This window comes from Yoonia sp. BS5-3 (assembly GCF_038069655.2).
In the GTDB taxonomy this organism is placed as follows: Bacteria; Pseudomonadota; Alphaproteobacteria; order Rhodobacterales; family Rhodobacteraceae; genus Yoonia; species Yoonia phaeophyticola.
Genome location: NZ_CP150951.2, coordinates 144,210 through 167,973, shown reverse-complemented (window position 1 = coordinate 167,973; position 23,764 = coordinate 144,210). Strand labels below are relative to the sequence as shown.

At 57.5% G+C, this 23,764-nt stretch carries 22 protein-coding genes; 8 read left to right on the top strand and 14 right to left on the bottom strand.

From position 1 onward, the window contains the following. Nucleotides 1-229: 229 nt before the first annotated feature. On the top strand, nucleotides 230-580 hold the full coding sequence (locus tag AABB29_RS00815; RefSeq protein ID WP_341368747.1) for a PAS domain-containing protein: 351 nt from the start codon (nucleotides 230-232) through the stop codon (nucleotides 578-580). 122 nt (nucleotides 581-702) lie between these two features. Then, the gene (gene rpmG / locus AABB29_RS00810) at nucleotides 703-870 is read left to right on the top strand and encodes a 50S ribosomal protein L33 (protein WP_008233681.1); all 168 of its coding nucleotides are present in this window, start codon (nucleotides 703-705) and stop codon (nucleotides 868-870) included. A gap of 57 nt (nucleotides 871-927) precedes the next feature. Here rpmG and AABB29_RS00805 read toward each other — a convergent pair whose 3' ends face one another. The 6 genes from AABB29_RS00805 to iolD form a co-directional block, all read right to left on the bottom strand. Next, on the bottom strand, nucleotides 928-1,326 hold the full coding sequence (locus AABB29_RS00805; protein ID WP_341368748.1) for an MAPEG family protein: 399 nt from the start codon (nucleotides 1,324-1,326) through the stop codon (nucleotides 928-930). Nucleotides 1,327-1,401: 75 nt separating this feature from the next. After that, entirely contained in the window at nucleotides 1,402-2,388 is a 987-nt protein-coding gene (gene iolG, locus AABB29_RS00800; RefSeq protein ID WP_341368749.1) for an inositol 2-dehydrogenase, read from the bottom strand. Nucleotides 2,389-2,392: 4 nt separating this feature from the next. Beyond that, on the bottom strand, nucleotides 2,393-3,220 hold the full coding sequence (locus tag AABB29_RS00795; protein WP_341368750.1) for a class II fructose-bisphosphate aldolase: 828 nt from the start codon (nucleotides 3,218-3,220) through the stop codon (nucleotides 2,393-2,395). 64 nt (nucleotides 3,221-3,284) lie between these two features. Beyond that, nucleotides 3,285-4,121: a 5-deoxy-glucuronate isomerase gene (locus AABB29_RS00790; RefSeq protein ID WP_341368751.1), complete on the bottom strand. Its 837-nt coding sequence runs from the start codon at nucleotides 4,119-4,121 to the stop codon at nucleotides 3,285-3,287. 29 nt (nucleotides 4,122-4,150) lie between these two features. Next, nucleotides 4,151-5,131, bottom strand: a complete 981-nt coding sequence (gene iolC / locus AABB29_RS00785) for a 5-dehydro-2-deoxygluconokinase (protein WP_341368752.1) — start codon at nucleotides 5,129-5,131, stop codon at nucleotides 4,151-4,153. After that, nucleotides 5,131-6,996 carry a 3D-(3,5/4)-trihydroxycyclohexane-1,2-dione acylhydrolase (decyclizing) gene (gene iolD / locus AABB29_RS00780; protein WP_341368753.1) on the bottom strand — a complete coding sequence of 622 codons (1,866 nt, stop codon included), beginning with the start codon at nucleotides 6,994-6,996 and terminating at the stop codon, nucleotides 5,131-5,133. The genes iolC and iolD overlap by 1 nt, the downstream gene beginning before the upstream one ends. A 115-nt stretch (nucleotides 6,997-7,111) precedes the next feature. Between iolD and AABB29_RS00775 the strand changes: the two genes are divergently transcribed. The 3 genes from AABB29_RS00775 (at nucleotide 7,112) to AABB29_RS00765 (ending at nucleotide 10,333) form a co-directional block, all read left to right on the top strand. Further along, complete coding sequence (locus tag AABB29_RS00775) at nucleotides 7,112-8,209, top strand: Gfo/Idh/MocA family oxidoreductase (RefSeq protein ID WP_341368754.1); 1,098 nt, start codon at nucleotides 7,112-7,114, stop codon at nucleotides 8,207-8,209. A gap of 14 nt (nucleotides 8,210-8,223) precedes the next feature. Further along, nucleotides 8,224-9,114, top strand: a complete 891-nt coding sequence (locus tag AABB29_RS00770; protein ID WP_341368755.1) for a TIM barrel protein — start codon at nucleotides 8,224-8,226, stop codon at nucleotides 9,112-9,114. A gap of 64 nt (nucleotides 9,115-9,178) precedes the next feature. After that, the gene (locus AABB29_RS00765; RefSeq protein WP_341368756.1) at nucleotides 9,179-10,333 is read left to right on the top strand and encodes a Gfo/Idh/MocA family oxidoreductase; all 1,155 of its coding nucleotides are present in this window, start codon (nucleotides 9,179-9,181) and stop codon (nucleotides 10,331-10,333) included. Between the two features lie 18 nt (nucleotides 10,334-10,351). Here AABB29_RS00765 and AABB29_RS00760 read toward each other — a convergent pair whose 3' ends face one another. Further along, nucleotides 10,352-11,353 carry a LacI family DNA-binding transcriptional regulator gene (locus AABB29_RS00760; protein ID WP_341368757.1) on the bottom strand — a complete coding sequence of 334 codons (1,002 nt, stop codon included), beginning with the start codon at nucleotides 11,351-11,353 and terminating at the stop codon, nucleotides 10,352-10,354. A 188-nt stretch (nucleotides 11,354-11,541) separates the two neighbouring features. Between AABB29_RS00760 and AABB29_RS00755 the strand changes: the two genes are divergently transcribed. The 3 genes from AABB29_RS00755 to AABB29_RS00745 all read left to right on the top strand — a co-directional run bounded on the left by AABB29_RS00755 (nucleotide 11,542) and on the right by AABB29_RS00745 (nucleotide 14,471). Next, entirely contained in the window at nucleotides 11,542-12,492 is a 951-nt protein-coding gene (locus tag AABB29_RS00755) for a sugar ABC transporter substrate-binding protein (protein WP_341368758.1), read from the top strand. A 70-nt stretch (nucleotides 12,493-12,562) separates the two neighbouring features. Beyond that, entirely contained in the window at nucleotides 12,563-13,687 is a 1,125-nt protein-coding gene (locus AABB29_RS00750; protein WP_341368759.1) for an ABC transporter permease, read from the top strand. 1 nt (nucleotide 13,688) lies between these two features. Beyond that, nucleotides 13,689-14,471: an ATP-binding cassette domain-containing protein gene (locus tag AABB29_RS00745; protein ID WP_341368760.1), complete on the top strand. Its 783-nt coding sequence runs from the start codon at nucleotides 13,689-13,691 to the stop codon at nucleotides 14,469-14,471. Between the two features lie 31 nt (nucleotides 14,472-14,502). Here the strand turns inward: AABB29_RS00745 and AABB29_RS00740 are convergent, their stop codons facing one another. The 7 genes from AABB29_RS00740 to AABB29_RS00710 are packed head-to-tail and all read right to left on the bottom strand — an operon-like array spanning nucleotide 14,503 to nucleotide 23,708. Further along, nucleotides 14,503-15,897 (bottom strand): AMP-binding protein, encoded by a 1,395-nt coding sequence (locus AABB29_RS00740; protein WP_341368761.1) that lies wholly within the window; start codon nucleotides 15,895-15,897, stop codon nucleotides 14,503-14,505. Next, entirely contained in the window at nucleotides 15,894-16,736 is an 843-nt protein-coding gene (locus AABB29_RS00735) for a hypothetical protein (protein ID WP_341368762.1), read from the bottom strand. The genes AABB29_RS00740 and AABB29_RS00735 overlap by 4 nt, the downstream gene beginning before the upstream one ends. Then, the gene (locus tag AABB29_RS00730; protein ID WP_341368763.1) at nucleotides 16,733-18,049 is read right to left on the bottom strand and encodes a hypothetical protein; all 1,317 of its coding nucleotides are present in this window, start codon (nucleotides 18,047-18,049) and stop codon (nucleotides 16,733-16,735) included. Before AABB29_RS00730 ends, AABB29_RS00735 begins: the two co-directional genes overlap by 4 nt. Next, on the bottom strand, nucleotides 18,046-19,149 hold the full coding sequence (locus AABB29_RS00725; RefSeq protein WP_373636716.1) for a DUF3419 family protein: 1,104 nt from the start codon (nucleotides 19,147-19,149) through the stop codon (nucleotides 18,046-18,048). Before AABB29_RS00725 ends, AABB29_RS00730 begins: the two co-directional genes overlap by 4 nt. Next, nucleotides 19,133-21,538 carry a PEP/pyruvate-binding domain-containing protein gene (locus tag AABB29_RS00720; protein ID WP_341368765.1) on the bottom strand — a complete coding sequence of 802 codons (2,406 nt, stop codon included), beginning with the start codon at nucleotides 21,536-21,538 and terminating at the stop codon, nucleotides 19,133-19,135. The genes AABB29_RS00725 and AABB29_RS00720 overlap by 17 nt, the downstream gene beginning before the upstream one ends. Next, the gene (locus AABB29_RS00715) at nucleotides 21,535-22,446 is read right to left on the bottom strand and encodes a UbiA family prenyltransferase (protein ID WP_341368766.1); all 912 of its coding nucleotides are present in this window, start codon (nucleotides 22,444-22,446) and stop codon (nucleotides 21,535-21,537) included. Before AABB29_RS00715 ends, AABB29_RS00720 begins: the two co-directional genes overlap by 4 nt. After that, on the bottom strand, nucleotides 22,443-23,708 hold the full coding sequence (locus AABB29_RS00710) for a hydroxymethylglutaryl-CoA reductase (protein ID WP_341368767.1): 1,266 nt from the start codon (nucleotides 23,706-23,708) through the stop codon (nucleotides 22,443-22,445). The genes AABB29_RS00715 and AABB29_RS00710 overlap by 4 nt, the downstream gene beginning before the upstream one ends. Nucleotides 23,709-23,764 lie beyond the last annotated feature (56 nt).

The following is a 23,764-nucleotide window of genomic DNA, read 5'->3' as shown; positions in this document are numbered from 1 at the left end:
GATCGGCCGTTTAGTGAGAAGAACAAGGCCTGCCTCGGGCTACGAGCAGTTTTAACCAAATTAGAACCGGCGGCTCAGGGCAGACAAAGCTCAGGCAAACACCGTTGATAGTATTAATGCAAAAACAGGTAAGAAATTCACGCTTGTATATTGCAGCCACGCACCACCTGAGGTTTAATTGTTGGGGCCTATCCACCCAAAGATTGAACAGCGCAAGGTGAAAGAAACGATGGCAAAACCTCTCTCGGCGCTTCGTGACAGCCCTGACTGCGTGAAATTGCTCAATCGGGCGGGGCGGATCAGTTTCATGGGCGAGCAGGGTTTGCGGACTATGGCTCTCGACAGTCTCTCAGATGTGGTGGGCAAGGCCTGGTGGGATTTCTGGGCCGCAGACCAGCGTGATTTGATCCGGCAACGCTTTGATGCAGCGCTTGCCGGGGACGTGCAGGAATTTCGGCTGCAGGGTGCTATGGGGCGCAGTGATCCCAAAACATGGGCCGTAACGCTCTCGGCAGTGCCGGGCGTTGATGGGGTGCCGACCTCGGTGCTGGTGGTTTCGCGGGATATCGCGCAGGAATAACCAGCTTGGGCCTGCTTTGACGTCCTTTGTGGTTGACTCGCGCCCACGCAGGCGTAAAAGGCAGCTTCAATGGTTTTTATGCGATGCGCCTGACCCTAGGCCCGCAGCAGGAGAGATGAGACATGGCGAAGCCAACCACCATCAAGATCCGCCTGAACTCCACCGCGGGGACCGGGCATTTCTACGTGACGAAAAAGAATGCACGTACCATGACCGAGAAAATGGTCATCAAAAAATACGACCCCGTTGTGCGCAAGCATGTTGAATATAAAGAAGGTAAGATCAAGTAATTGATCCGCCTCCTTAACGCAGGCAAGGCCGTGCAATTCGCGCGGCCTTTTCGTGTGTCATGTGATCAGCACAAAGGCCAGACTGGCAAGCAGACCGGTCTGCGCAATCAGGGTCAGTAACATCCCCAAAACGCGCAAACGCCAATGCGTGCCATGTATCCCAAAATAAACGGCATGTATGCCCCGGCCCGCCATTAAAGCCAGCGCCAACAGCCATAGCAGCGCAGCAGGCCCGCCCTGCAGCTCACACAAGGCTAGCATGATCAGCCCCAGCGGCATCTGCTCGGACGCATTGGCCTGCCCGCGGATCGCCTTGGTCAGCACCCGGTCCTCATTTTCGCCCAAAACGACACCATCGCGGCGGCGAATGCGAATAACGCGAATGGTTAGCAAAAGATGGGTACAGCCCAGCACCAGAGCGGCCAGGCTGGTGATCGGAAGCGTGATATCGGGCAAGGGGATCTCCTGAACGGCGGTCGGATTGGATACAACCCTGACAGGATCGGCCGGGATTACAAGCGCCGCCAGCCGTCAGAGCAGGACCGGCACGCCGGTAGCCAATGATTCTGCGGCCGCATCGGCCAAAAGCTGGGCTTGCAACCCATCGGTGATGCCCGGGGCAGGCGCGGTGCCTGCCTCTAACGCCGCCACAAAGTGAACCATCTCAGCGGCATAGGCTTCGGCGTAACGCTCGAGAAAGAAATGCATGGCGGGCGCGCGCTGAAAACCAGCTTCAGTGGCGACCTCAACCGCGTTTTCCAACCTATTTTCGGCCCGTAGCATGCCCTTTGAGCCATGAACCTCAAGACGCTGATCATACCCGTACGCAGCACGGCGGGAATTTGAAATCTGGCAAATCTTGCCGCTGGCCGTGGTCAGGGTGACAGCGGCCGTATCAACATCGCCCGCGGCGGCAATGGCTGGATCAACAAGGGCAGAGCCCACGGCAAAGACCTGCACAGGTTCTTCAGCAAGCAGAAAGCGGGCCATGTCAAAATCATGGATCATCATGTCGCGAAAAATACCGCCCGAACCCGCAATATAGCTGATTGGCGGCGGGGCGGGATCACGCGACAGGATCGTGATGATCTCAACATCGCCGATCTCTCCGGCGGTGATACGGGCTTTGATCTGGGCGAAGTTGGGATCAAAACGGCGGTTAAAGGCAGTGAAAAACGGCACGCCGGATGCGTCAATGGCGCGTATGCAATCGCGGATGCGGTCAGCGGATAGATCAACCGGCTTTTCGCAGAAAATGGCCTTACCGGCGGCAGCGGCACGATGGATCAGATCGTAATGGGTATCGGTCGGTGTGCCGATGATGATGGCATCGATATCGGGGGCGGCAATGATCGCAGCGCTGTTGCGTATGTCGGCGCCCGTTGCCTCGGAAAGGGCGATTGCGGCGTCAGGAAACGCATCTGCGACCGCGACCAACCGGGCATTTGGCAGCCCCGCAATGGCCCGGGCATGCACCTGCCCGATCCGGCCGCAACCCAAAATACCAATATTGATCATCTGCTTATCCTTTGAAGGCGCGTAGGACCTGGCGTGCGGCGGCAACAACCGGGGCATGGGTGTCTTTCAGAATTTGGACCCGGTCAAATCGGTTTGGATCTTGGTCGACCGCATCACGCAGGGCCGCACCAAAGGCCATGCGCAGTTCGGTGCCGATGTTGAATTTGCAAATCTTCGATCCCGCGGCAAGGGCGCGGCGCTGATCGATCGGCACGCCCGAGCCGCCATGAATAACCAAAGGCACATCCGTGACGGCCTCAATTGCGCGAATGCGCGGCAGGTCCAGCCCGCCCTGTTGATCCTGTTGCAAATGGACATTGCCAACCGAGATCGCCATCGCGTCGACACCTGTTTCGCGGGCAAATTTCGCGGCCTCATCAGGGTCTGTCCCGGCAGAGTTTTCGCCATCTGCGTAACCGACAAATCCGATCTCGCCCTCGCAGGACACACCTGCGGCATGGGCCATTTCGGCGATCGCGGCGGTTTCGGCAATATTCTCGGCCAGCGGTTTGCGTGAGCCGTCAAACATCAATGAGGTAAAGCCGCTTTCAAGCGCTTCGCGGCATTCGTCCGTTGTGTAACCATGGTCGAGATGGGCAACGACAGGCACGCTGGCGTTTTCGGCCAAATGGGAAAACATCTTGCCCAAGATAGGCAGGGGGGTATGGGCGCGGCAGGATGGTCCTGCTTGTAGGATTACAGGGCAGTTTTCAGCCTCTGCGGCGGCGACATAGGCGCGCATGTCCTCCCAACCCAGCGTGACTAAACCAGCCACGGCATAGCCGTTCCGCAATGCGGGCTGTAAAATATCGGCGAGCGTGACAAGTGGCATAATGTCCCCAATTTCCCAAGGGTGCGGCGATCAAATTTCTAGAAATTTGATCTGACCCCGCGCTTCATTTGAACTTGGCGACCATGTCTTTGATGCCCGGAATGGTCTCGACCTGATAAGCATGGGTCGGTTGAAAGAATTGCACTAGGCTACGCTGGCTTAGGCCGCCCAGAATGGTAAAATAATACATCTCGTACCCCGGCATCACCGCACAAGGATGATACCCTTTGTCGATCATGATGGTTGAGCCATCCATCAATTGATACGCATCCCCCGGCTTGCCCTCTTCGCGCTGCAAGATTTGTACGCCCGACCCGTGTTTTGGCCTGAACCTGAAATTATAGGTTTCATCGTGGCGGGTCTCATGGGGCAGATTGTCCGTGTCATGCTTGTGGGCCGGAAAGCCGGACCAACCGCCTTGACCCACCGTAAAAAGTTCCGAGACCAGTAATCGGCCGACCTTGTCATGCTCTTTCTGGCCCAGGATATGTTTGATCTTCCGGTGGGTCTTGGTGTCATCCGATCCATATTGCACCTTGTCGGGTACCCGCACATCAAAGGGGTCAAGCACCTTGTCATACCGCGCACCGGCGATAAACGTCTCGGTCTCATCTGAAAGGCAGTTGATCGTCACCTTGGCCCCAACCGGGATGTAAACCCCCTCGGGCTCTCCATCCCAGACATCCGCGACGCGGTTGCCCAGTTTGGGGAAATCCATGCCTTCTACGTGCACATCGACCGTCCCTGTGGCCGGGACAATGCAGGTTTCATAACCAGGGACTTGATAGTCAAAGCTTTGCCCTTTGGTCAGTTTAACAATGTTAAAATAGTTCAGCGGCACTGTTGGGTCATCTGCATCCACGATCGGTTTGTTCTGATTGTCATGAGGGGCAATATGCATCGGATTGGTCCTTTCAAGGATCAGTCGGGTCAAGGATCAGTCGGGCCAGGATGATTGGCCAGAAATTCTTCAAGGTCAGCGGGATAGGGCATCGCCGGGGCGCAGCCAGGCTTGCCCACCACAATCGCCGCGCAGGCAGAGCCGCGCAAAATGGCCTGGGCTAGGGTCAATCCATCGGCAATGCCGGTCAAAAGCCCGGCCATGAAACTATCCCCCGCGCCGGTGGGTTTCAGCGCTTTGACAGGGTAGATCCCCGTCCGCTGGGCACTTGCGCCATCAAAGGTGATCGCGCCTTTTTCGCCCATTTTGTAAATCACCAGATCGGCGGTGGTCTCTGCCAGTATTTTGGCCTGCGCCAGCCCTTTTTCGACGCCGCCCGCCATAAAGCCGAATTCTTCATCATTTCCGACAATCAGGTCTGACATCGCGCCCGCGCGGGACAGCACATCGGCCGCAATTTCCGGCGAAGGCCAGGAGTAGGGCCGATAATCTACATCAAAGATGATCGGCAGACCCGCCGCACGGGCCAACGTAAAGGCATGAAAGGCGGCGCTTCGTGATGGCTCAGCGGCAAAGACGGTTCCGGCCGTGATCAGCGCGCCAAATTGGCTGTAATCCACAGCCTCGACATCAGCGATACCCATCTCGAAATCGGCCGCGCCATTGCGGTAAATGACTGATTGATGGTCCACGACCCGGCTTTCATAAAGGGCCAGTGAATTGCGGGCCTCTCCGCCGACTGTGCGAATATAGCAATCGTCGATCCCGTATTTCTTCAGCATCCGGGTGCAGGCCCGTCCAACCGCATCATCTGATACGCATGTTAGCAATGCAGCCTTTCCGCCCAGCTTAACGATACCGGCAGCGATATTGGCCGAAGAGCCGCCCATATCCACGTTAAGCGTCGTGGCATGTTCGATATCCATGCCAGGTGGGTCTGGAAACAGATCCATGCCGACCCGCCCCATGACCAGAAAGTTGTTCTTTTGGATGCCGCGCAAAGTCTTCATCAGATGCCTTTACGCTGCTTGGGGCGGCTGGCTTCCCAATCTTCATGGGCCTGGGTGACGCGGGCGCTGCCGGATATATGGGGCGTGCCGACCTCCCACCAAGCATGGCCTTCAGTGGTCCAGCCCTCATAGGGGTCAACCTGCATGCAAATCACATAAGTCTTGTCGCTGGCCTTGGCGCGTTTGAACGCCGCGCCCAGTTCCACTGGGTTCGCGACCGTTTCCGCCGTGGCTCCCATAGCCGTGGCATGAGCTTCAAAATCGACTGCAAAGGGGGCTGTCGCCGTCGGCGTATCTGCGATCAGGTTGTTGAAGCTTTCGTTCCCGGTGTTGTTCTGCAGCTTGTTGATGACAGCAAAGCCGCCATTATCCAGCACAAGAATGATTAGCTTTTTGTCTGTCAAAACCGACGAATACACATCCGAGTTCATCAGCAAATAAGAGCCATCGCCGGTAAAGACGATGGTATCGCTATCCGGCTCACGCTCGGCCTGGGCAATGCGGGCACCCCAGCCGCCCGCAATCTCATAGCCCATGCAGGAAAAACCGAATTCCACATCCACCGTGCCGATACCCAGGGTGCGCCAGTTGGCGGTGACCTCGGCGGGCAAGCCCCCGGCGGCAGCAACAACGCGGTCACGGGGATGGCAAAGATCATTCACAACGCCGATGGCCTGCGCATAGGAATTCGGACGATTGCCATGGGCCACGTTGCCAGCAACATAAGCATCCCACTTTGCCCGTTCCGCCTGCGCGAAGGCGGTCCAATCGGCAGGGGCTTTGTATTGCGCCAATCCGGGGGTGAGCATTTCAAGGCCCAGCAAGGCATCGCCGACAACAGTGGTCGACATGTGTTTGGACGCGTCATGGCGCCCGACATTCAAACCAATGATCTTGGCATCCTTGGCAAAGGCGGTCCAAGACCCCGTGGTGAAATCTTGTAAACGGGTGCCGACCGCAAGGATGACATCCGCCTGTTCGGCAATCGTATTGGCACTGTCCGACCCAGTGACGCCGATCGGGCCAATGTTCAACGGATGGGTGGCCAACATATTGGCGCGGCCCGCGATGGTTTCGACAATCGGGATGCCGGCCTGTTCAGCAAACGCTGTCAGTTCAGCGACGGCACCTGAATATTGGACGCCACCACCGGCAATAATCATCGGGCGTTTGGCATTCTCCAATAGCATCACGGCATCGATCACCTCTGCCATGTCGGGGGACTGACGTCGGATACGATGCACGCGCTTTTCAAAAAACGCCTGCGGATAATCATAGGTCCAGCCCTGCACATCCTGTGGTAGGCCAATGAACGCAGGGCCACAATCTGCGGGGTCCAGCATGGTGGACAAAGCGGCAGGCAAGGATTGCATGATCTGCGCAGGATGGGTGATGCGATCCCAATAGCGGCTGACGGCTTTGAAGGCATCATTCACGCCAAATGTCGGGTTTCCGAAATGCTCCAGCTGTTGCAAGACCGGATCGGGCAGGCGGGTCTGAAAGGTATCGCCGCACAGCATCAAGACAGGCAAACGGTTCGCATGGGCCAAGGCAGCGCTGGTCAACAGGTTCGCCGTACCCGGCCCTGCGCTGGCCGTGCAAAACATAAAGCGCTGGCGCAGCCACTGCTTGGCATAGGCGGCTGCGGCAAAACCCATGCCCTGTTCATTCTGGCCCCTATATAGGGGCAAGGTGTCGCGATGCGTGTATAGGGCCTCACCCAGGCAGGTGACATTGCCATGACCAAAGATGCCAAAGCCGCCACCGCATAGGCGCATTTCAGCGCCATCAATGACAATATACTGATTGTCCAAATAACGGATGATCGCCTGCGCCGTGGTCAGGCGAATGGTGGCGTCTGTCATTGATCGGCTCCCCCCTAAAACGCACGACCGCGATTTTTGCGGCTTGCGTGACTTCGAATCCAAGGATACAAATTTTGCAACCGGTTGCAAACGTATTTTCCGGGGAGGAGCATCAATGACACAGATCGGGATCGGAATCCTCGGTGGTGGCTATATGGGCAAGGCTCATGCTGTGGCCATGTCCGCCGTTGGTGCTGTGTTTAACACTGCCCTGCGGCCCCGGCTGGAAATGGTCTGCGCGTCCACTGCGGCGTCAGCCGAGAAATACCGCACGGCCTATGGTTTCGCGCGCGGCACCGATGATTGGCAGGCGCTGGTGAATGACCCAAAGGTCGAAGCGATCATCATCGCGACCCCGCAAAACATGCATCGGCCCATCGCCGAGGCCGCCTTTGCGCTGAATAAATCCGTCTTCTGCGAAAAGCCGCTGGGGCAGGACGTGGCCGACAGCCGCGCCATGGTTGCCGCCGCCGCCGGTCATATCAACATGACCGGTTTCAATTATATCCGCACACCCGCCAGCCAATATGCCTATGATCTGATCCAGTCGGGTGAGATCGGCGAAATCACCGGCTTTCGCGGCGAACATACCGAGGATTTTCTGGCCGATCCGAACGCCCCCGCCACGTGGCGCACGACAGGCAAAGCCAACGGCATGATGGGCGATTTGTCACCGCATCCGATCAATTGCGCTTTGCGGCTGATGGGCCCCATCAAAAGCCTGCTGGCCGAGATTGAGACGGTTTACCCTGAACGCCCGGGCGGCAAGGTGACCAATGACGATCACGCCCATATCCTCTGCCGGTTTGAAAGCGGTGTGCTTGGCTCGATCTACGCCAGCCGTGTCGCGACAGGGCGCAAGATGGGCTATGCCTACGAAATCACAGGCACAAAAGGCGCGATCCGCTTTGATCAGGAAGATCAAAACGCGCTCCACCTTTACAAGATGTCCGGGCCAGAGGCGCAGCGCGGCTTCACGAAAATCCTGACAGGCCCGGCCCATCCAAACTATGAACCTTTCTGCCAGGGGCCGGGCCACGGCACCGGTTATCAAGACCAGATCATCATCGAAGCGCGGGATTTCCTGCATGCGATTGAGGCTGGCAAAAACATCTGGCCCACATTCCGCGACGGGATGGAAGTCAACCAAATCATCGCCGCAGCCCATGCATCCAATGATGCAAAAGCCTGGCAAATCATCAACGATTTTTAAGTGAAAGCACGCCTATGACGATCCGTATCGGCAACGCGCCCTGTTCCTGGGGCATCGAATTCCCATCCGACCCGGCCTATCCCACATGGCAATCCGTGCTGCAGCAATGCGCGGGTGCGGGCTATAAGGGGATAGAGCTGGGGCCCATTGGCTACATGCCCGAAGACCCTGCGATCCTGTCAGATGAACTGGCAAAACACGACCTGTCGATCATCGGCGGCGTTGTCTTCCGGCCTTTCCATGATGCGGCAAAATGGGATGAGGTGCTGGACGCCTCCGCGCGGACCTGCAAAGCGCTGGTCGCCCATGGCGCTGAACATCTGGTGCTGATCGACAGCATCTCACCACGCCGCGCGCCCAGCGCAGGACGCGCCGATGAGGCCGAACAGATGGACAACGCCGAATGGGCCGCCTTCCGCGACCGGATCGCCACCATCGCCAAAATGGGGACCGAAGACTACGGGCTGACCGTCGGCATCCACGCCCATGCGGCGGGGTTCATGGATTTTGAGCCCGAGTTGGAACGGCTGTTGGATGAAGTCGACGAAAGCATCCTGAAAATCTGTTTCGACACCGGACATCACTCTTACGCAGGCTATGATCCGGTGGCTTTCATGAAGCGGCACATCGACCGGATCAGCTATATGCATTTCAAGGATATCGACCCTGCGGTGAAGGCCGATGTGGTCACCAACCGCACCGATTTCTACAAAGCCTGCGGGCAGGGGATCTTCTGCAACCTCGGACAAGGCGACGTTGATTTCGGGGCGGTCCGACAGGTTCTGCTGAACGCCGGATTTGAAGGCTGGTGCACGGTTGAACAGGACTGCGATCCATCCATACCCGGCACCCCGCTAGAGGATGCCGCCGCCAACCGGACCTATCTGGAAAGCATTGGGTTCTAAATCAGGACTTGTACATACGCTGTATGTACGCCGTCTGTACGCAAAACATATACGAGAAAACGCTATGACAAAACTACAATGGGGCATGATCGGCGGCGGCGAAGGCAGCCAGATCGGACCGGCCCACAGGCTGGGCGCGGGGCTTGATGGGCTCTTTGAATTTACCGCTGGCGCGCTGGATCACCGGCCTGAATACGGTGTGGATTATGGCCAACGACTGGGCTTGGGCGACCGGGCCTACGGCGGCTGGGAAGAGATGCTGCAAGCCGAGAAAAAGCGCAGCGACAAGGTCGATTTGGTCACTGTCGCGACACCGAATTCCACCCATTTTGAGATCACTAAGTCCTTCTTGGAAAACGGTTTTCACGTGCTTTGCGAAAAGCCGATGACGATGACCGTTGAAGAAGGCGAAGCGATTGTTGAGATCGCCAAAAAGACCGGCAACATTTGTGCGGTGAACTACGGCTACACCGGCTATTCACTGGTGCGGCACATGAAGGCAATGATCGCGCGCGGCGACATCGGGCAGGTCCGCCTGGTCAACGCCGAATTCGCGCACGGGCACCACGCCGACGCCACAGATGCAGACAACCCGCGCGTCCGCTGGCGCTATGACCCTGCACAGGCCGGCGTCTCCGCCCAATTCGCCGACTGCGGCATCCACGCGATGCATATGGCGAGTTTTGTGACTGGGCAGGAGGTCGAGAAATTGTCAGCAGATACAGTGTCTTGCATCGATGTGCGGACGCTGGAAGATGATGCGATGGTCAACTTCCGGATGGATGGCGGGGCCGTGGGGCGGCTCTGGACCAGCTCCATCGCGATTGGGCGGCAGCACGGTTTGACGATCCAGGTCTTCGGCGAAACGGGCGGTCTGCGCTGGTCGCAAGAGCAGCCAAATCAACTGTTCTACATGCCGCTGGGCGAGCGTTTGCAGATCATTGAAAGGGGCGAGGCGAACCTGTCCCCCGAGGCCGACCGGACAACTCGCGTCACCATCGGCCACGCTGAAGGCATGCCGCTGGCTTTCGCCAATATCTACACAGATTTGGCCGAGGCAATCACGGCCCGCAAAGAGGGCCGCGTGATGGATCCGGCGGCCAATCTGTATCCACGGGCTGAAGATGGATTGCGGTCGATGGCGGCGGTTTATGCGGTGGCAGAGTCGGGCAAAGCCGATGGAAAGTGGTTAGACGCGCGACCGCCGATGTTTACGTAGGATGGGTTTAAACCCATCTTACGGAATGGGGCGTAGGGTCCCGCGCTCAATGATTTTACAGGAAAAAAGCCGGGCCTCGGGATAGCGGTCCGGCTCGTCCAGCATCGCGACCATCAGTTCGACCGATGAGTTAATGATTTGTGCAATCGGTTGGCGGATAGTGGTCAAATTAATGCTTTCCCACCCAGCCATTTCCATATCATTCAAACCGATAATGCCGATGTTATCAGGCACCTGCAATCCTGCATCTTCGATTGCGCTGAGCACGCCGATGGACAAGACGTCATCCCCGCAAAAATAGGCCTCAGCCGGGGTTCCGGCATCCAGCAGGCGCCGCATTTCTTTGCGGCCTGCCTCAAATGAATATGCATCGGCGAAAGACTGTGAAACGCGAACCTCGGGGTGCTTGCGCAGCTCTTCGACAAAACCGGCAAGCCGGTCCTGAGTCGAGGTCGCCGATTCGGGTCCGCCGAGAAAAGCCAGCTGTTTGTAGCCACGCTTCACCAGCTGGCGCGCGGCCATCCGTCCACATTCGGCGTTGTCGATCCCCACCACATGCACCTGCGGCGCGGCAGAGTAGCGGCCAAAGCTGTTGACGACCGGAACGCCTGCGTCGCGGAAAGCCTTGGAGAATTCTGGCGGCAATGTCGACGAGGCAACAACAACCCCATCAACCGAGTATTGCTGCAACATACGCACCGAGTTTTGCGGATCCGTTTCATCCGACAGGTTCACCAGCAACGGACGTAATCCGCTATCCTGCAATTTGCGGGTAAAGAGATCAAAAACCTCAAGAAAAATAGGGTTGTGGAAGTTGTTTGAGATCAAGCCGATCAGTTTGGTACGGCGTGTTGTCAGGCTGCGTGCAAGGAAATTTGGACTATAGCCCAGCTCTTGCGCGGCCTTTTCGACCTTGCGGCGCATCTTGACTGAAACCGACGCGCCATCGGTGAAGGTTCTTGAGACAGCCGAGCGTGATACGCCCGCGCGTTCGGCAACTTCCTTAAGTGTGGCAGCCATAGATCCGTCTGTTGTCCCTTTTCAAACTTTAGAAGTCATACCCCAACTTCTTTATCCATGCAGTATCTGATTGAAGATGATTTTTTGCAACCGGTTGCAAAAAGTCTGACTTCGTGTTTTGCTACGCGGAGGGAGGCGATTTCTGTCCGCCTTTGCCCGTCACGAACAGGAATTTCTGGGAGGAAACCATGACAATGAAGTTGAAGAGCTTTGCGCTTGCCGCCGCAGTGGCCGCCGCGCCATTCGTCACCACGACAACCGCATCTGCAGAAGGCGAGCGCTATATTCTCGTTAGCCACGCCCCCGATAGCGATAGCTGGTGGAATACGATCAAGAACGGTATCGCATTGGCCGGTGAGCAGATGGATGTCGAAGTCGAATATCGTAACCCGCCCACAGGTGACTTGGCCGATATGGCCCGGATCATTGAGCAAGCGGCTGCATCTGGCCCCGATGGGATTATCACTACGCTTGCCGATCCTGATATCCTCGAGGGTCCGATCCGGGCCGCGGTGGATTCGGGTGTGGATGTCATCATCATGAATACCGGCACGCCGGAAAAAGCCCGCGAGGTTGGGGCGCTGATGTATGTGGGCCAGCCTGAATATGACGCAGGCTATGCGGCAGGTTTGCGCGCTAAATCTGATGGGATCGGATCATTCCTTTGTGTGAACCACTATATTGTACAGCCTTCCAGCCAAGAACGTTGCCAGGGCTTTGCTGACGGTCTGGGGATCGATCTGGGTGATCAGATGATCGACGCAGGCCAAGACCCTGCCGAAATCAAGAACCGGGTGCTGGCCTATCTGTCGGCCAACCCTGATACGGATGCGGTTCTGACGCTGGGCCCGGTATCGGCTGATCCCACCTTGCTGGCGCTGGAAGAAAACGGCATGGCTGGTGATATCTATTTCGGCACGTTTGATCTGGGCGGTGAGATCGTCAAAGGGATCAAGGATGGCACCATTGAATGGGGTATCGATCAGCAGCCCTTCTTGCAGGCCTATCTGCCTGTTGTTGTGATGGCCAACTACCACCGTTACGGGGTTTTGCCGGGTAACAACATCAACTCTGGCCCCGGTTTTGTGACCGCTGACGGTCTGACTAAGATCGAGGAATTTGCGGGCGAGTACCGCTAAGACCTTTGGCACGGGCGCCTTGGCTGCGCCCGTGCCGCTGGGAGTTGTCAAGCGCCGAGGGGGGAACAAAATGAGCGGCACAGCGCAAGCGACCGATAGTGGCGATGAACGGGTCAAGGATATTTCACGCCTGCGCAAGGCGCTGATCCGGCCCGAACTTGGCGGGATGGTTGGGACGGTGGCCGTCTTTACCTTTTTCCTGCTTTTCGCCTTCGATAGCGGCATGTTTAACAGCCAAGGCGTGATGAACTGGTCCATTGTTTCCGCGCAGTTCATGATCATCGCTGTGGGCGCTTGCCTGTTGATGATCGCAGGTGAGTTTGACCTGTCTGTTGGATCCATGATTGGCTTTGCGGGCATGCTGATTGCGATTTTCGCGGTCACGTTGTCTTGGCCGGTTTGGATGGCCATCCTTGTCACATTTGTGATCTGCATCGCCATTGGCGCCATGAACGGCTACATCGTGATCCGCACCGGTTTGCCCAGTTTTATCGTCACCTTGGCGTTTTTGTTCATTCTGCGTGGCTTCACGATCTTCCTGCCGCAAACGATTGAACGCAAAACCATTATTGGCGGTATTAAAGATGTTGCCGAAGGTGATTGGTTGGCCGTGGCCTTTGGCGGAAAGATCTTTCAAGGCTTGTTTGTCTGGCTCGGTGACATGGGGCTGATCGCTACATTTTCCCGGGGTAGCCGCATGGGCGAGCCTGTTGTTGACGGCATTCCGATGCTGATCATCTGGGCCATCGCGCTGGTCATCTTTGGCCATATTTTGCTGACCAAGACCAAATTTGGCAACTGGATCTATGCAGCGGGCGGTGATGCCGAAGCGGCCCGCAATTCCGGTGTGCCCGTCAACCGCGTCAAGATCTTGATGTTCATGTTTACCGCCTTTTGCGCCACGATTTTCGCCACCTGCCAGGTGATGGAATTCGGTTCGGCAGGCGCGGATCGCGGTCTGCTGAAAGAGTTTGAGGCGATCATTGCCGTTGTCATTGGTGGTGCCCTTTTGACGGGCGGTTATGGATCAGTTCTGGGGGCGGCCCTTGGGGCGTTGATCTTTGGTGTCGTCCAGCAGGGCCTGTTCTTTGCCGGTGTCGAAAGTTCGCTGTTCCGGGTGTTTCTGGGGGTTATCCTGCTCTTTGCTGTGATCCTGAACACCTATATCCGCCGTATCATCACCGGAGAGCGTTAAGATGACTGCTGAACCTATCATTCGTATGGTCGATATCGAAAAGCATTTCGGATCGGTGATTGCCCTGGCGGGTGTTTCCGTTGATGTTTATCCGGGTGAATGCCATTGCCTGCTGGGCGATAATGGCGCGGGCAAGTCGACCTTTATCAAGACCATGTCCGGTGTGCATAAACCCACCGCTGGCGAGATCTTTTTTGAAGGGACGCCCTTGGCTTTCAACGATCCGCGCGATGCGATTGAGGCTGGGATTGCCACCGTGCACCAGCATCTGGCCATGATCCCGTTGATGTCTGTCAGCCGTAACTTTTTCATGGGTAATGAGCCGGTAAAAAAGATCGCCGGCCTTAGTTTCTTTGACCATGATTATGCTAATCAGGTCACCATGACCGAGATGAAGAAGATGGGCATCAATCTGCGCGGGCCCGATCAGGCTGTCGGCACTTTGTCAGGGGGCGAGCGGCAGACTGTCGCGATTTCGCGCGCCGTTCATTTTGGCGCAAAGGTGCTGATCTTGGATGAGCCGACATCGGCGCTTGGTGTGCGGCAGACCTCAAACGTGCTGGCCACGATTGATAAGGTGCGCAAGCAGGGTGTTGCGGTGGTGTTCATCACGCATAACGTCCGCCATGCGATGGCTGTGGGTGATCGGTTCACGGTGCTTAACCGCGGCAAGACGCTCGGCACAGCTGTGCGCGGCGAGATCACGCCAGAGGCCCTGCAGGATATGATGGCGGGCGGGCAAGAGCTGGCCACGCTGGAAGGATCATTGGGCGGCACGGTTTAAGCGGGGGCACGCGCCCCAAAGCGCCTTGGTGCTACTTTAGCAATGCGCGTAACGCGTTACGGTCGATTTTGGAGTGGTGGCGTTTGTCGCGCGGGATCGCCGCGATATGCCTGACGTCGCTGATGCCGAGATCTTGCGCGGCGGTCTGCCATCTGACGCATTGGCTGGCGTCTCCTTCGACAATCAGGGTCGCGCGGTCATTCAATTCTATCAGGGCGGCGCGGATCACGCCCGGCCACAAGCGGGCGGTGGTTTCAACGGCGAAAGGATATTGCACGCCATTTTCCGTGCGCACCTGTTCGCCGATCCGGCCAAGCAGCCAAAGCTGCCCGTCTTCGTCCAAGCGGCCTGCATCGCCGGTGCGGTGCCATATTGTGTCGCCGTCGCGGATTTTTGTTTCCGCATCGCGCGCCGGATCAAGATAACCGCTGTTGACATGATCCCCGGCGACCTGGATTTCGTCATCAACAATCCGCAGCTGCACAGCGTCAACCGGGTGTCCCACGTACAGGCCATGTCCCTGTTCCGTGTGATGGGCATGGGCAATCGGTTCGGCCTCGGTTGATCCGTATACGGTTGTCACGGACAATCCTTGTGTGGTCTTTTGCAAGCCCTGCACGATGTCCGGGAAGACAGGACCGCCCCCCGTCAAAATATGCCGTAGTGTTCCGGTATGCCGCGCCTCTAACAGTTTTTCGCAAAGCACCGGAGGCAGCAATGCGCGTGTGCAGTTGTTTTGTGATATCCAATCAACAAGCGCTTGCGGCGCGACGGCGCCCAGTTTGGACATGTTCCAATTTGGGAGGACCGACATGCGTCCCTCGGCGAGATTGATCAGCACAAAGACCGGGAATGTCACAAGGTCGGTCTCATCCCGGTCGCTTTGCAAAAGAGGCGCAACAGCTTTCCATTGGGCCATCAGAAAGGCATGGCTTCTGGGGATCGCCTTAGGTGTGCCAGTGGTGCCGGATGTGAATGAGATCAGGGCAATGCTATCGGGTTCTGTCACGGGCATCGGCACATCGCCCGTGCCGGATTGCCCGGGCGTCAGCAGCTTCGTGCGCCAGAGGCCCGGCAGCAACAATTTGATCCACCGATAAGGCCCTGCCGCGCAAAGAAATTTGGGCTGTGTGGCCGCGATGGCGGTTTTGACGCCTGCTAGGCCCATTGCCGGTTCGGGCAACACAACACTTGCCCCCAGCGACCAAAGCGCGGCCAGTGAAGCATAAAGATCAACCCCTATACCCATTGCCAGCAATACCCTGTCACCGGGCCGGACGCCTTTGTTATGCCAAGCCGCCGCATAGGCATCTGCGCGTCCCTGCAGCTGCGCAAAGCGGTAGGCTGTCCCATCCGCGTCAATCAATGCGGTGCGGTCATGGTATTTGGCTGCAGCCTGCGCAAAGGCGGCGGTCAATGTTGTCACAGGCTGCGCCCCATCAAAGAATAGCGGCGGAAAACATCCGCACCGTTTAGTCCTGATCGCACCGCCGAAAGATTGTCATCATGCATCAACGCGTGGATAGCCGTTTCAAACCCCATCGCCTTGGCATTGACGTAGAACTGGTAGGACAGCCAGTGCCCGGCCCCTTTTTGCAGGGATGCATAGGTTTTCAGGATCACCGAGGCAGGCGCCGGCCCTTCGGCGTAATTCGGAATGCCAAAGAGAAAGCCAACCAAATCCCCTTTGCTGTCACGGGCGAACAAGATCAGTTCTTGTTTCAGAAGCGATACAACAGGGCGGTACATCGCCAGAAAATCATCAAGCGATATCGGTTTGTAGAATGGGTTTTTGGCAAACGCTTCGCAAGAGAGCGCGTGTACCTGTGTAAATAGCCCATCGGGATCGGTGCCGTCCCAAGTTTCAATACTGAATATGTCGGTGTCTTGCGGTTTGGGTCCTGGCAGGTCTGAAAGTGCGGCCGAGGCCGAAAAATAGGATGCGATTACGTTGAAACCGGCATCTAGAAACGCGGCTTTGTCGTGATCTGCGCTGCCCGGTTCCATCAGGAATGGGGGCACTGTCCCGCGCTCTGATATCAGGCGGTAGCTATGCCAGGTGTCGCCCTCCATCGGGCCGATAAGCGCTGTTGCACCGTGCGATTTGGCAAGGGCTGCCGCTTTATCCAGAAGCCGTGTACCTGCTTCGGCCGAGTTGAATTTGCATTTGCCGATTGTTGCGGTTTTTGCATGATCGTCCCATGCAGGCCCATCAAGCCAAACCGTGACCTGTCCATCGCCTGTCTTGATCTGCTCTGTTGTCATGATTGTATCACCCCCATGCCATAGCTTAGCCCTGGTACGACCAGTGCAAGAAGTGTCAGTTTTGCCGCCCGATATGTGTTAAACGCACCCGGTTTGAACGACACGGCAGTCACGACCAGGCCGATCACCAAAATTCCGGTCAGGCGCATATCGCCCGGCCATTTCACAAAGGCGGGATTGTACTGCATCAAAATGCTATAAAGGCCGTATAGTCCGATCCCTAACGCTGTTGCGGCCCCGATGCGGATGCCAAGTGTAGACTTGCCCAACGCCACCCCGAACAAGCCGACCGAAAGGCCGACAGACATCAACCCGTAAAACATCAGGGCGTTTGCCTCTGCCACCAATCCGGCGGCCAACCATCCAAAGCTGGCCAATGCGATGGCGGCCACAATATCAAGCGCCGGGTAGGCTGCCTTACAGGGGTTCGTGCGGTGCGCGATGGCGTGAATGACGAACACCAGAAGCGGCAAAACTGTATTTTGCAACGCTGTCACTGATATCAGCAGGAAGGCGGCGATCGTATAGACGCGTGCGGCATGTTTCGTCACGCCCAGCCGCGGCGCCAGCCGCAAGAACAATGCGAGTGTCATAACGAACATACCAATCAAGCCCAGCAGTTCTTGCCATGAGCTGTCCATATGCATGGCCAGAAACACCATCAGGCCGGTTGGTAGGAAGAAATTGTCAAAGCCTCGCCAGCTATCGGCTTCGACAAGCGTGCCGAATGCCGCCACCATAGCCCCAAGCAAGATCACATTGGGCCGCGATACGTCCGAGAGAAGCAGCAGACAGATCATCGACAGAACTAGCGTGACCATGAAAAAGGCCGTCGATCCCTCGACCGATTTTTGTCCGTCCTCAACCGTGAAGAACTTGCGCCCGTAATGGCTGCCCGTAAGCGCGGCGGCCGCATCTGCCAGGGTGAGCGTCGCAATCGGCAAGACATACAAAAGAGCGTTGCCATCTGCCAATAAAAACACCGTCCCGACCGCCAAAGCCAAGAGGATATCGCCATAAGACTGACGTTCAACCCCGTGCAGCGTTTCGCCGATACCGCCCTTGGCCATGGCTGGAAGCCGCAAGACCGCCATCACCAGCAGTGTCAGCCCAACCAGCATAAAGACTGGCCACCTATCTGCAAAAAGCCAGGGCAGCGTTAACGCGTATAGCCCGGTGCCCATATGGACCAGCTTGCGCTGCACCTCGGCCGAGATATCCTTGGCCCGCGCAAGGCCCTTGACCAGGGCCATCAGCCCCAGAAGCACAGCGATGGATGCAAACGCAATCGCGATTTGCAAAGCCGCGCTCATCCCTGGAATTCCTCAATCACAAAATCGGAATAGAAAAACGCTTTGTCTTCCGCTTTCAGGCGGTTTTCCTGATCCGTGCATGTTGTGATTGACCCGTCAAAGGCAGGGGGGACCCGCCGGGGCGCCATCATGTTCCAATAGACAAGCCGCGCTTTTGGCTGCGCCGCCGACAGGATTTGCCCGTATACTTTGCTGAAAATATCGGGCGACATGTATTCGAAAATGTCCGACAGGTTAAAGCCGTCTGCTTTGTCGCCATCATCGATAAATGCTTCAAGCGCGCCGTGCCGAATATCGAGCCGGTCGAGGCGGTTACGGATTGTCTCATAATGTTCGGCCCGCCACGGCATTGGCAGCGCGTCGTTATGTGTGCCTGTCATGATCCAATGCAGATAGGGGTTCTGGGATGGGTCACAATCAACTGCCGCATGTTTGATGCGCCGGGCCACATGCTGCGCGACCGAGCCTTCGACATGATCAAAAAACGCCTTATCCCGTCCCATCCGCCCCATGACGCGCCGTGAAAAGAATAGGTTAAGTAAAAGCCGCCAACGCCAGGTGTTAAAGCGCGTGTCCAAGAATACCTGCCGCTCTGCCTTGCTGCGGGGCACGAAGATATCATCAATGGTCTTCTTTGAATGCACGAATGGCAGCAATTTGGTGCGGAAAATGCGGAAATACCGTTCGAACTTGCCAACGCCGCCCGCTCCATATGTGATGACATCTGCGCGGCGGGCCTGCCAGAATGCGCGGGTTTCTTCATCCAAATCTGCGATGGCGCGGTCAAGCAATGCGCCGCGTTGATCGCTTGGGCGCGATCCCATCAGCTCAAGGAATTCGGGGTGTGATAAACTGCGATATGCCCCGACCCGCAGGTGCAGACAGGCGATTTGTGCCCGGGATAAGTCCACAACAACAACCCGCGCCGGATCAAGCGTCAGCATTGCCAGCGCGTTGTCGCCTGCGGCGCAAATTGACACCAGCGTTTTGCCGGGCTCTTGCGGCAGGGCCGCGCAGAGCACATCTGCATCCTCCCATAGCTGCGCATAGCGGATATGTTCAAAGCTGGCTTTACCCGCGATTTCAGAGCCCTGCGTCATGTTTCCGAACCATCCCTGTCGCGCCATCGACCTCTAGTACATCCCCGTCGTTGACCCATTGCGTGGCGCCCTTCAAGCCCACGACGCAAGGTATACCCAGTTCGCGCGCCACAATCGCGGAATGGGACAACAGCGAGCCGCGTTCAACCACAATGGCGCTGGCGTTTGAAAAGACAGCGATCCAACCAGGGTCGGTATGGCGAGCGACAAGGATATCGCCGGGGGTCAGGCTTTGGGTGCGCGGGTCGCGTATGACGCGGGCTTTGGCTGTGATCTGCCCCGCTGAACAGCCCGTCGCACTGCGCGTATCACCGGTTTCTTCGGTAGGTGCCATCACATGCTGCGCCGTATGCGGCACGATTGCGGGGCCGCGCAGTTCGATCCGTTCTGGTGGGTCTGGTCGATGCGTTGATGCGGTATCCTCGGCCTTGCGCATCTGGGCGATGCCGCGCAGGTTTGGAGACAGGCCAAACCCCTCAACCGCGCCCATGATTTCGGTCACGGTCAGATAAAAGATATCCCGGGGCGTATCGATCAGATCGCGGGCGGCGAATTCGCGGCCCAAGGCCAGAAAGACCTGGCGCGCCCGGCCAAACAACCGGGTGCGTTCGAAGCGCAGGTTTTCGCGATCACGCACCCGGGCTTTGGTCCATGTCACGACCCATTTTGCCAACCGGGCCTTGATCGGTTGTCCTTGAAAAATTGCGCCCCAATCGGGTTCTGATGCGGCCTGATGTGTGGCAGGTGGACGTTTTGCACTGGCTGCAATCGCGGCACGCAGCTGCGATGCATCCTCGGTCAACGGAATGGATTCCAGCTTGAGCTCTTCGGTGCAACGATCGCCGAATTTTGCCAGATAGGCAGACCATTCGTCCTGCAGGGCTGGGTGTGTCTCAATCTGGTCGTCCGGGATGTCATGTGCCGCGACGATCTGGCCCATTTTTGCGATCCGCTGCGCGGGTTCGGCAGATACGATATCGCCTTGTCCGATCATGACATCGTTGTGCAAGATCAGCCCGCTGTCCCCCAGCCATTTTTCAAGCAGGTTCCGCGATGCGCCAAAGGCAATCATGCACAAAAAATCGTTGACCAACGGGGCATCCCAGCGATCAAGCAATGTGCTTTCGATGCGCCGGTATTCGGCGGCGAGCTGGGTGGGGTTGGCCGTGTTCAAATCAAGATCACTGTCCAAGGCCGCATTCAGGCGTTTATGAAACTGCCGGCGGGTGCGGGGCAGGCGCGTGGCTTCAAAAACAAGCCGCAGAGCGACACGGGCGAGCTTGCCGTATTCCAGGACTTTCCTGATGCCTGTGGCCGGGGGCGGGCCAATGGAGTTGGTCACTTCCTTAGGCATGGGGGTGTCCACACCCATCATGGTTTCCATATAGGCGCGGTTCAGCGAAAACCCCGGCAGAAGCGCCAGTGCCCGGTACCAGTTCACCAGATTATAGTAGACCCGCCCATCCACGCGGCCCAGCATATTCCGGAAGACAGCGGCATTGTCAGCGATTGTCGTTTCTCTGACCCCAAGCAGCCGGACAAAGGACTGATAGACCCGGTTATAGACATGGACCGCAAAGCTATATGTCAGGGGCGACACCAGGCCCGGATAGCTTTCGACGATGTTTGAATTGTCAAAAATCGTCAGCGTTTCATCGGGCGTTGCAGTGGCCTTGAGTGCAGTTGTAATCGGGCGGGATTGCAGGATGTGCAGCCCGCCTGCGTCAATGGCCCACTCAATATCTTGCGGCGCGCCAAAAGCGGCTTCAGCTTTTCGGGCCAATGCCGCAATGTTTTGAATGTCATCAGCCGACAAAATCGGATCGTCCGGCCCGGTGATCGTATCGGCGACAACCCAGCTTTGCCCGTCAACCTCACCGCTGACCAGCGCATCGCCAAGCCCCTCAACGGCTGAGATTACCACACAGTCACGCCGCCCGCTGACGGGATCTGCGCTGAAGGCCACACCCGAGATGCGCGCATCGATCATCCGCTGGACAACAATGGCCGGGGCTGCGGCCTGACCGCCGGTTTTCATCGCGCGGTAGGTGGCCACCGTTTCGCCAAAGCCCGACGCCCAGACCTTGGCGGCCATATCAACAACATCGCCCACTTTGATATTAAGAAACGTATCAAATTGACCGGCATGGCTGTGATCGGTGCCATCCTCTGCCTGCCCTGATGAGCGCACAGCATAGGGCCCCGGTCCGATGGTTTTGAGCGCTTTGGCAACGGCGCTTTTCAGCCCGCGTTTCGGCGTTCCATCAACAATTGCGTCCGCCTTGATCACGAAAAACGCAGGTGGGTTGAAACCCTGCGCGGCCAGTTTGGCAAGCGACGCGCCCTTACCGCCAGCCTTCGCGGGATCGGTATTGTCGAACAGGATCATGATAACGCTCCTAGGGCGAGGGGGAGAAAGCCAGCCGTCGCATAACATCCAAACACCCACAGGCCCGCAAGTGTATCGATCTGTTTTTCCGCCGCCGGGCTAGGGGCATTTGCATAGCCCCGCGCCGCCCGCAGGCAAATGGCAAAACCAACAGCCGCGATCAGGCTGAAGGCCAGGGCGAACCCTGTCGCAACGCCAACACCAACCAAAAGCAGCGCAGCAATGCCCACGAAAACAAGCCAGACATGCGCCGCCCGTCGTGGCCCCCATAGACCAGAATATGTCTGAACGCCGACACGCTCATTCTCAGGCGCCCAAAGCTTGCGCCCAATTTCCAGCACACATCCGTTGGCGAATGAAAGCGCAATGAAAAGCCACAGGCCAGGCGCGGCGGCGCCATGCGGCAACCACTCGATCCCGGTCAGCAACAGGTCGATCAGTGGCATGATCGCCATATGCGACAAAAGATAAAGCGTCGGGCGCGCCTTGAGCCATTTTGGTACACCGAATTCAAAGCTCATTGCCGCCAGCCAGCCCCAGGTCAGCAGCAGCAGCCATATCAGGCCCGCACCGTGCGCCAAGGCCAACAAGACCCCAATTGGGATGGTTCCGATCCCCAGCCAGACGATCAGTCTTAACGTGACCAATCCGCGTGGTATGGGCCGCTCGGGGCGATATTTGGCGTCATCCTCGGCGTCTTTTATTTCATCGGCGACACGCAGCTGGAAGAACAGGATGAAGACAAGTAGGAACCCGACGCCATAAGCGGCAAGGCCGGGCAAGGGACGATTTGCAAGCACAGCGGAGATCGTGATTGAAGCGGCGGAAAAACAGGCCAGCAGCGGTAGTGTTTTCGCCAAAGGGAACCGTTCGGATTGATAGATCCAAAGACGCTGGGCGAGTGTCATCTGAGCCGCGCCAGATTTTCATGCGCCCGGGTAAAGTCACCCGCTGCGATGGCCGCCACGATGGAAATCTCACCGCAAAGGCACAAGGCAGCTGTCACCTCGGCCAGTGCGGCGCCATTGCCTGCCCCTTTGAGCCCCAGAATGTTCAAACCGGCGCCTTGGCTGGCCAGATTTGTGCCCCCGCCGACCGAACCGACCAGGATATTCGGCATCGTGACGGAACAGAAAAGATCGTCGCCTCGTGCTTCCATCCGCGTAAAGCCCATGGCACTTTCCGCAACGCAAGCCGCATCTTGGCCGGTTGCGATATAGAGCGCTGCCAAACCGTTGGCATAATGGGCTTGTGCCCCCATTTGCCCCGAAAGTTTAGACCCCAGATCGGCGATCCGCCCATAGGCAAGCATGTCTTGCGCCGTTGTGCCAAGCACGGTTTCGATCACCTTGGCTGGCAGCACGACAGATGCGCTGACCTTGCGCCCCCGGCCTGTCATCAGGCCAAGCGCAGAGGCTTTTTTGTCGCCAGAGAAATTTCCCTCAATATACCAGCGCCCGATCGGCACGCTGCAATCTGCCGCGATCTTTTCGCACAGCGCATGGGTTGCGATCGTCACCATGTTCTGCCCCGATGCATCCCCTGTTGTGTAGCGGCAGATCAAGAACACGACGTCATTGTCGATCACAGGTTCGACTGAGACCAGTTTGCCATGCCGGGTGGTGCTTTCGGCGGCAGCGCGCAAGCGATCAATATTCTGCACCACCCATTCGACAAACAGCCCGGCATTCAGGATGTTCTCAAAGGTGAAGGCGGGGGTGCGTATGACCCCCTCGTATAATACGGCGGTGCTGATGCCACCGGCCTTGGTCGCTGCAAATGCGCCGCGCCCATAAGATGCCACCAGCGCCGCTTCGGTCGTGGCAAGGGGGATATGGTAGTCGCGTGCGGCATTGATCCCGTTCACCCGCAGCGGACCGATCACGCCCACCGGCACTTTTACCGTGCCGATGTAGTTTTCAATATTGCCCGAATAGCTTTCGGCCGCGGCAAGGCTGGCCGGGTCCGCAATTAAGTCGCGATCAGCCGTTGTTGCCGGGCCGATCAGGCGCTTCCAATAGCGCAGCACGGTTTGTTCCGAGGCATGGCGCACAGGGCGAAGCGTGCGAAATGGCGCGTCGCGTGCCGCCATTTGCGCCCGTAGTTTTTCGGGCGTGAATTTTTCGCGTATCCGCGCGAGCATCGCTTGAACATGGGTGGGAATGGTCACGAAAAGGCTCCGATAAAATGCGCCGGTATCACGGTTTTCAATCCATGCATCGGTGT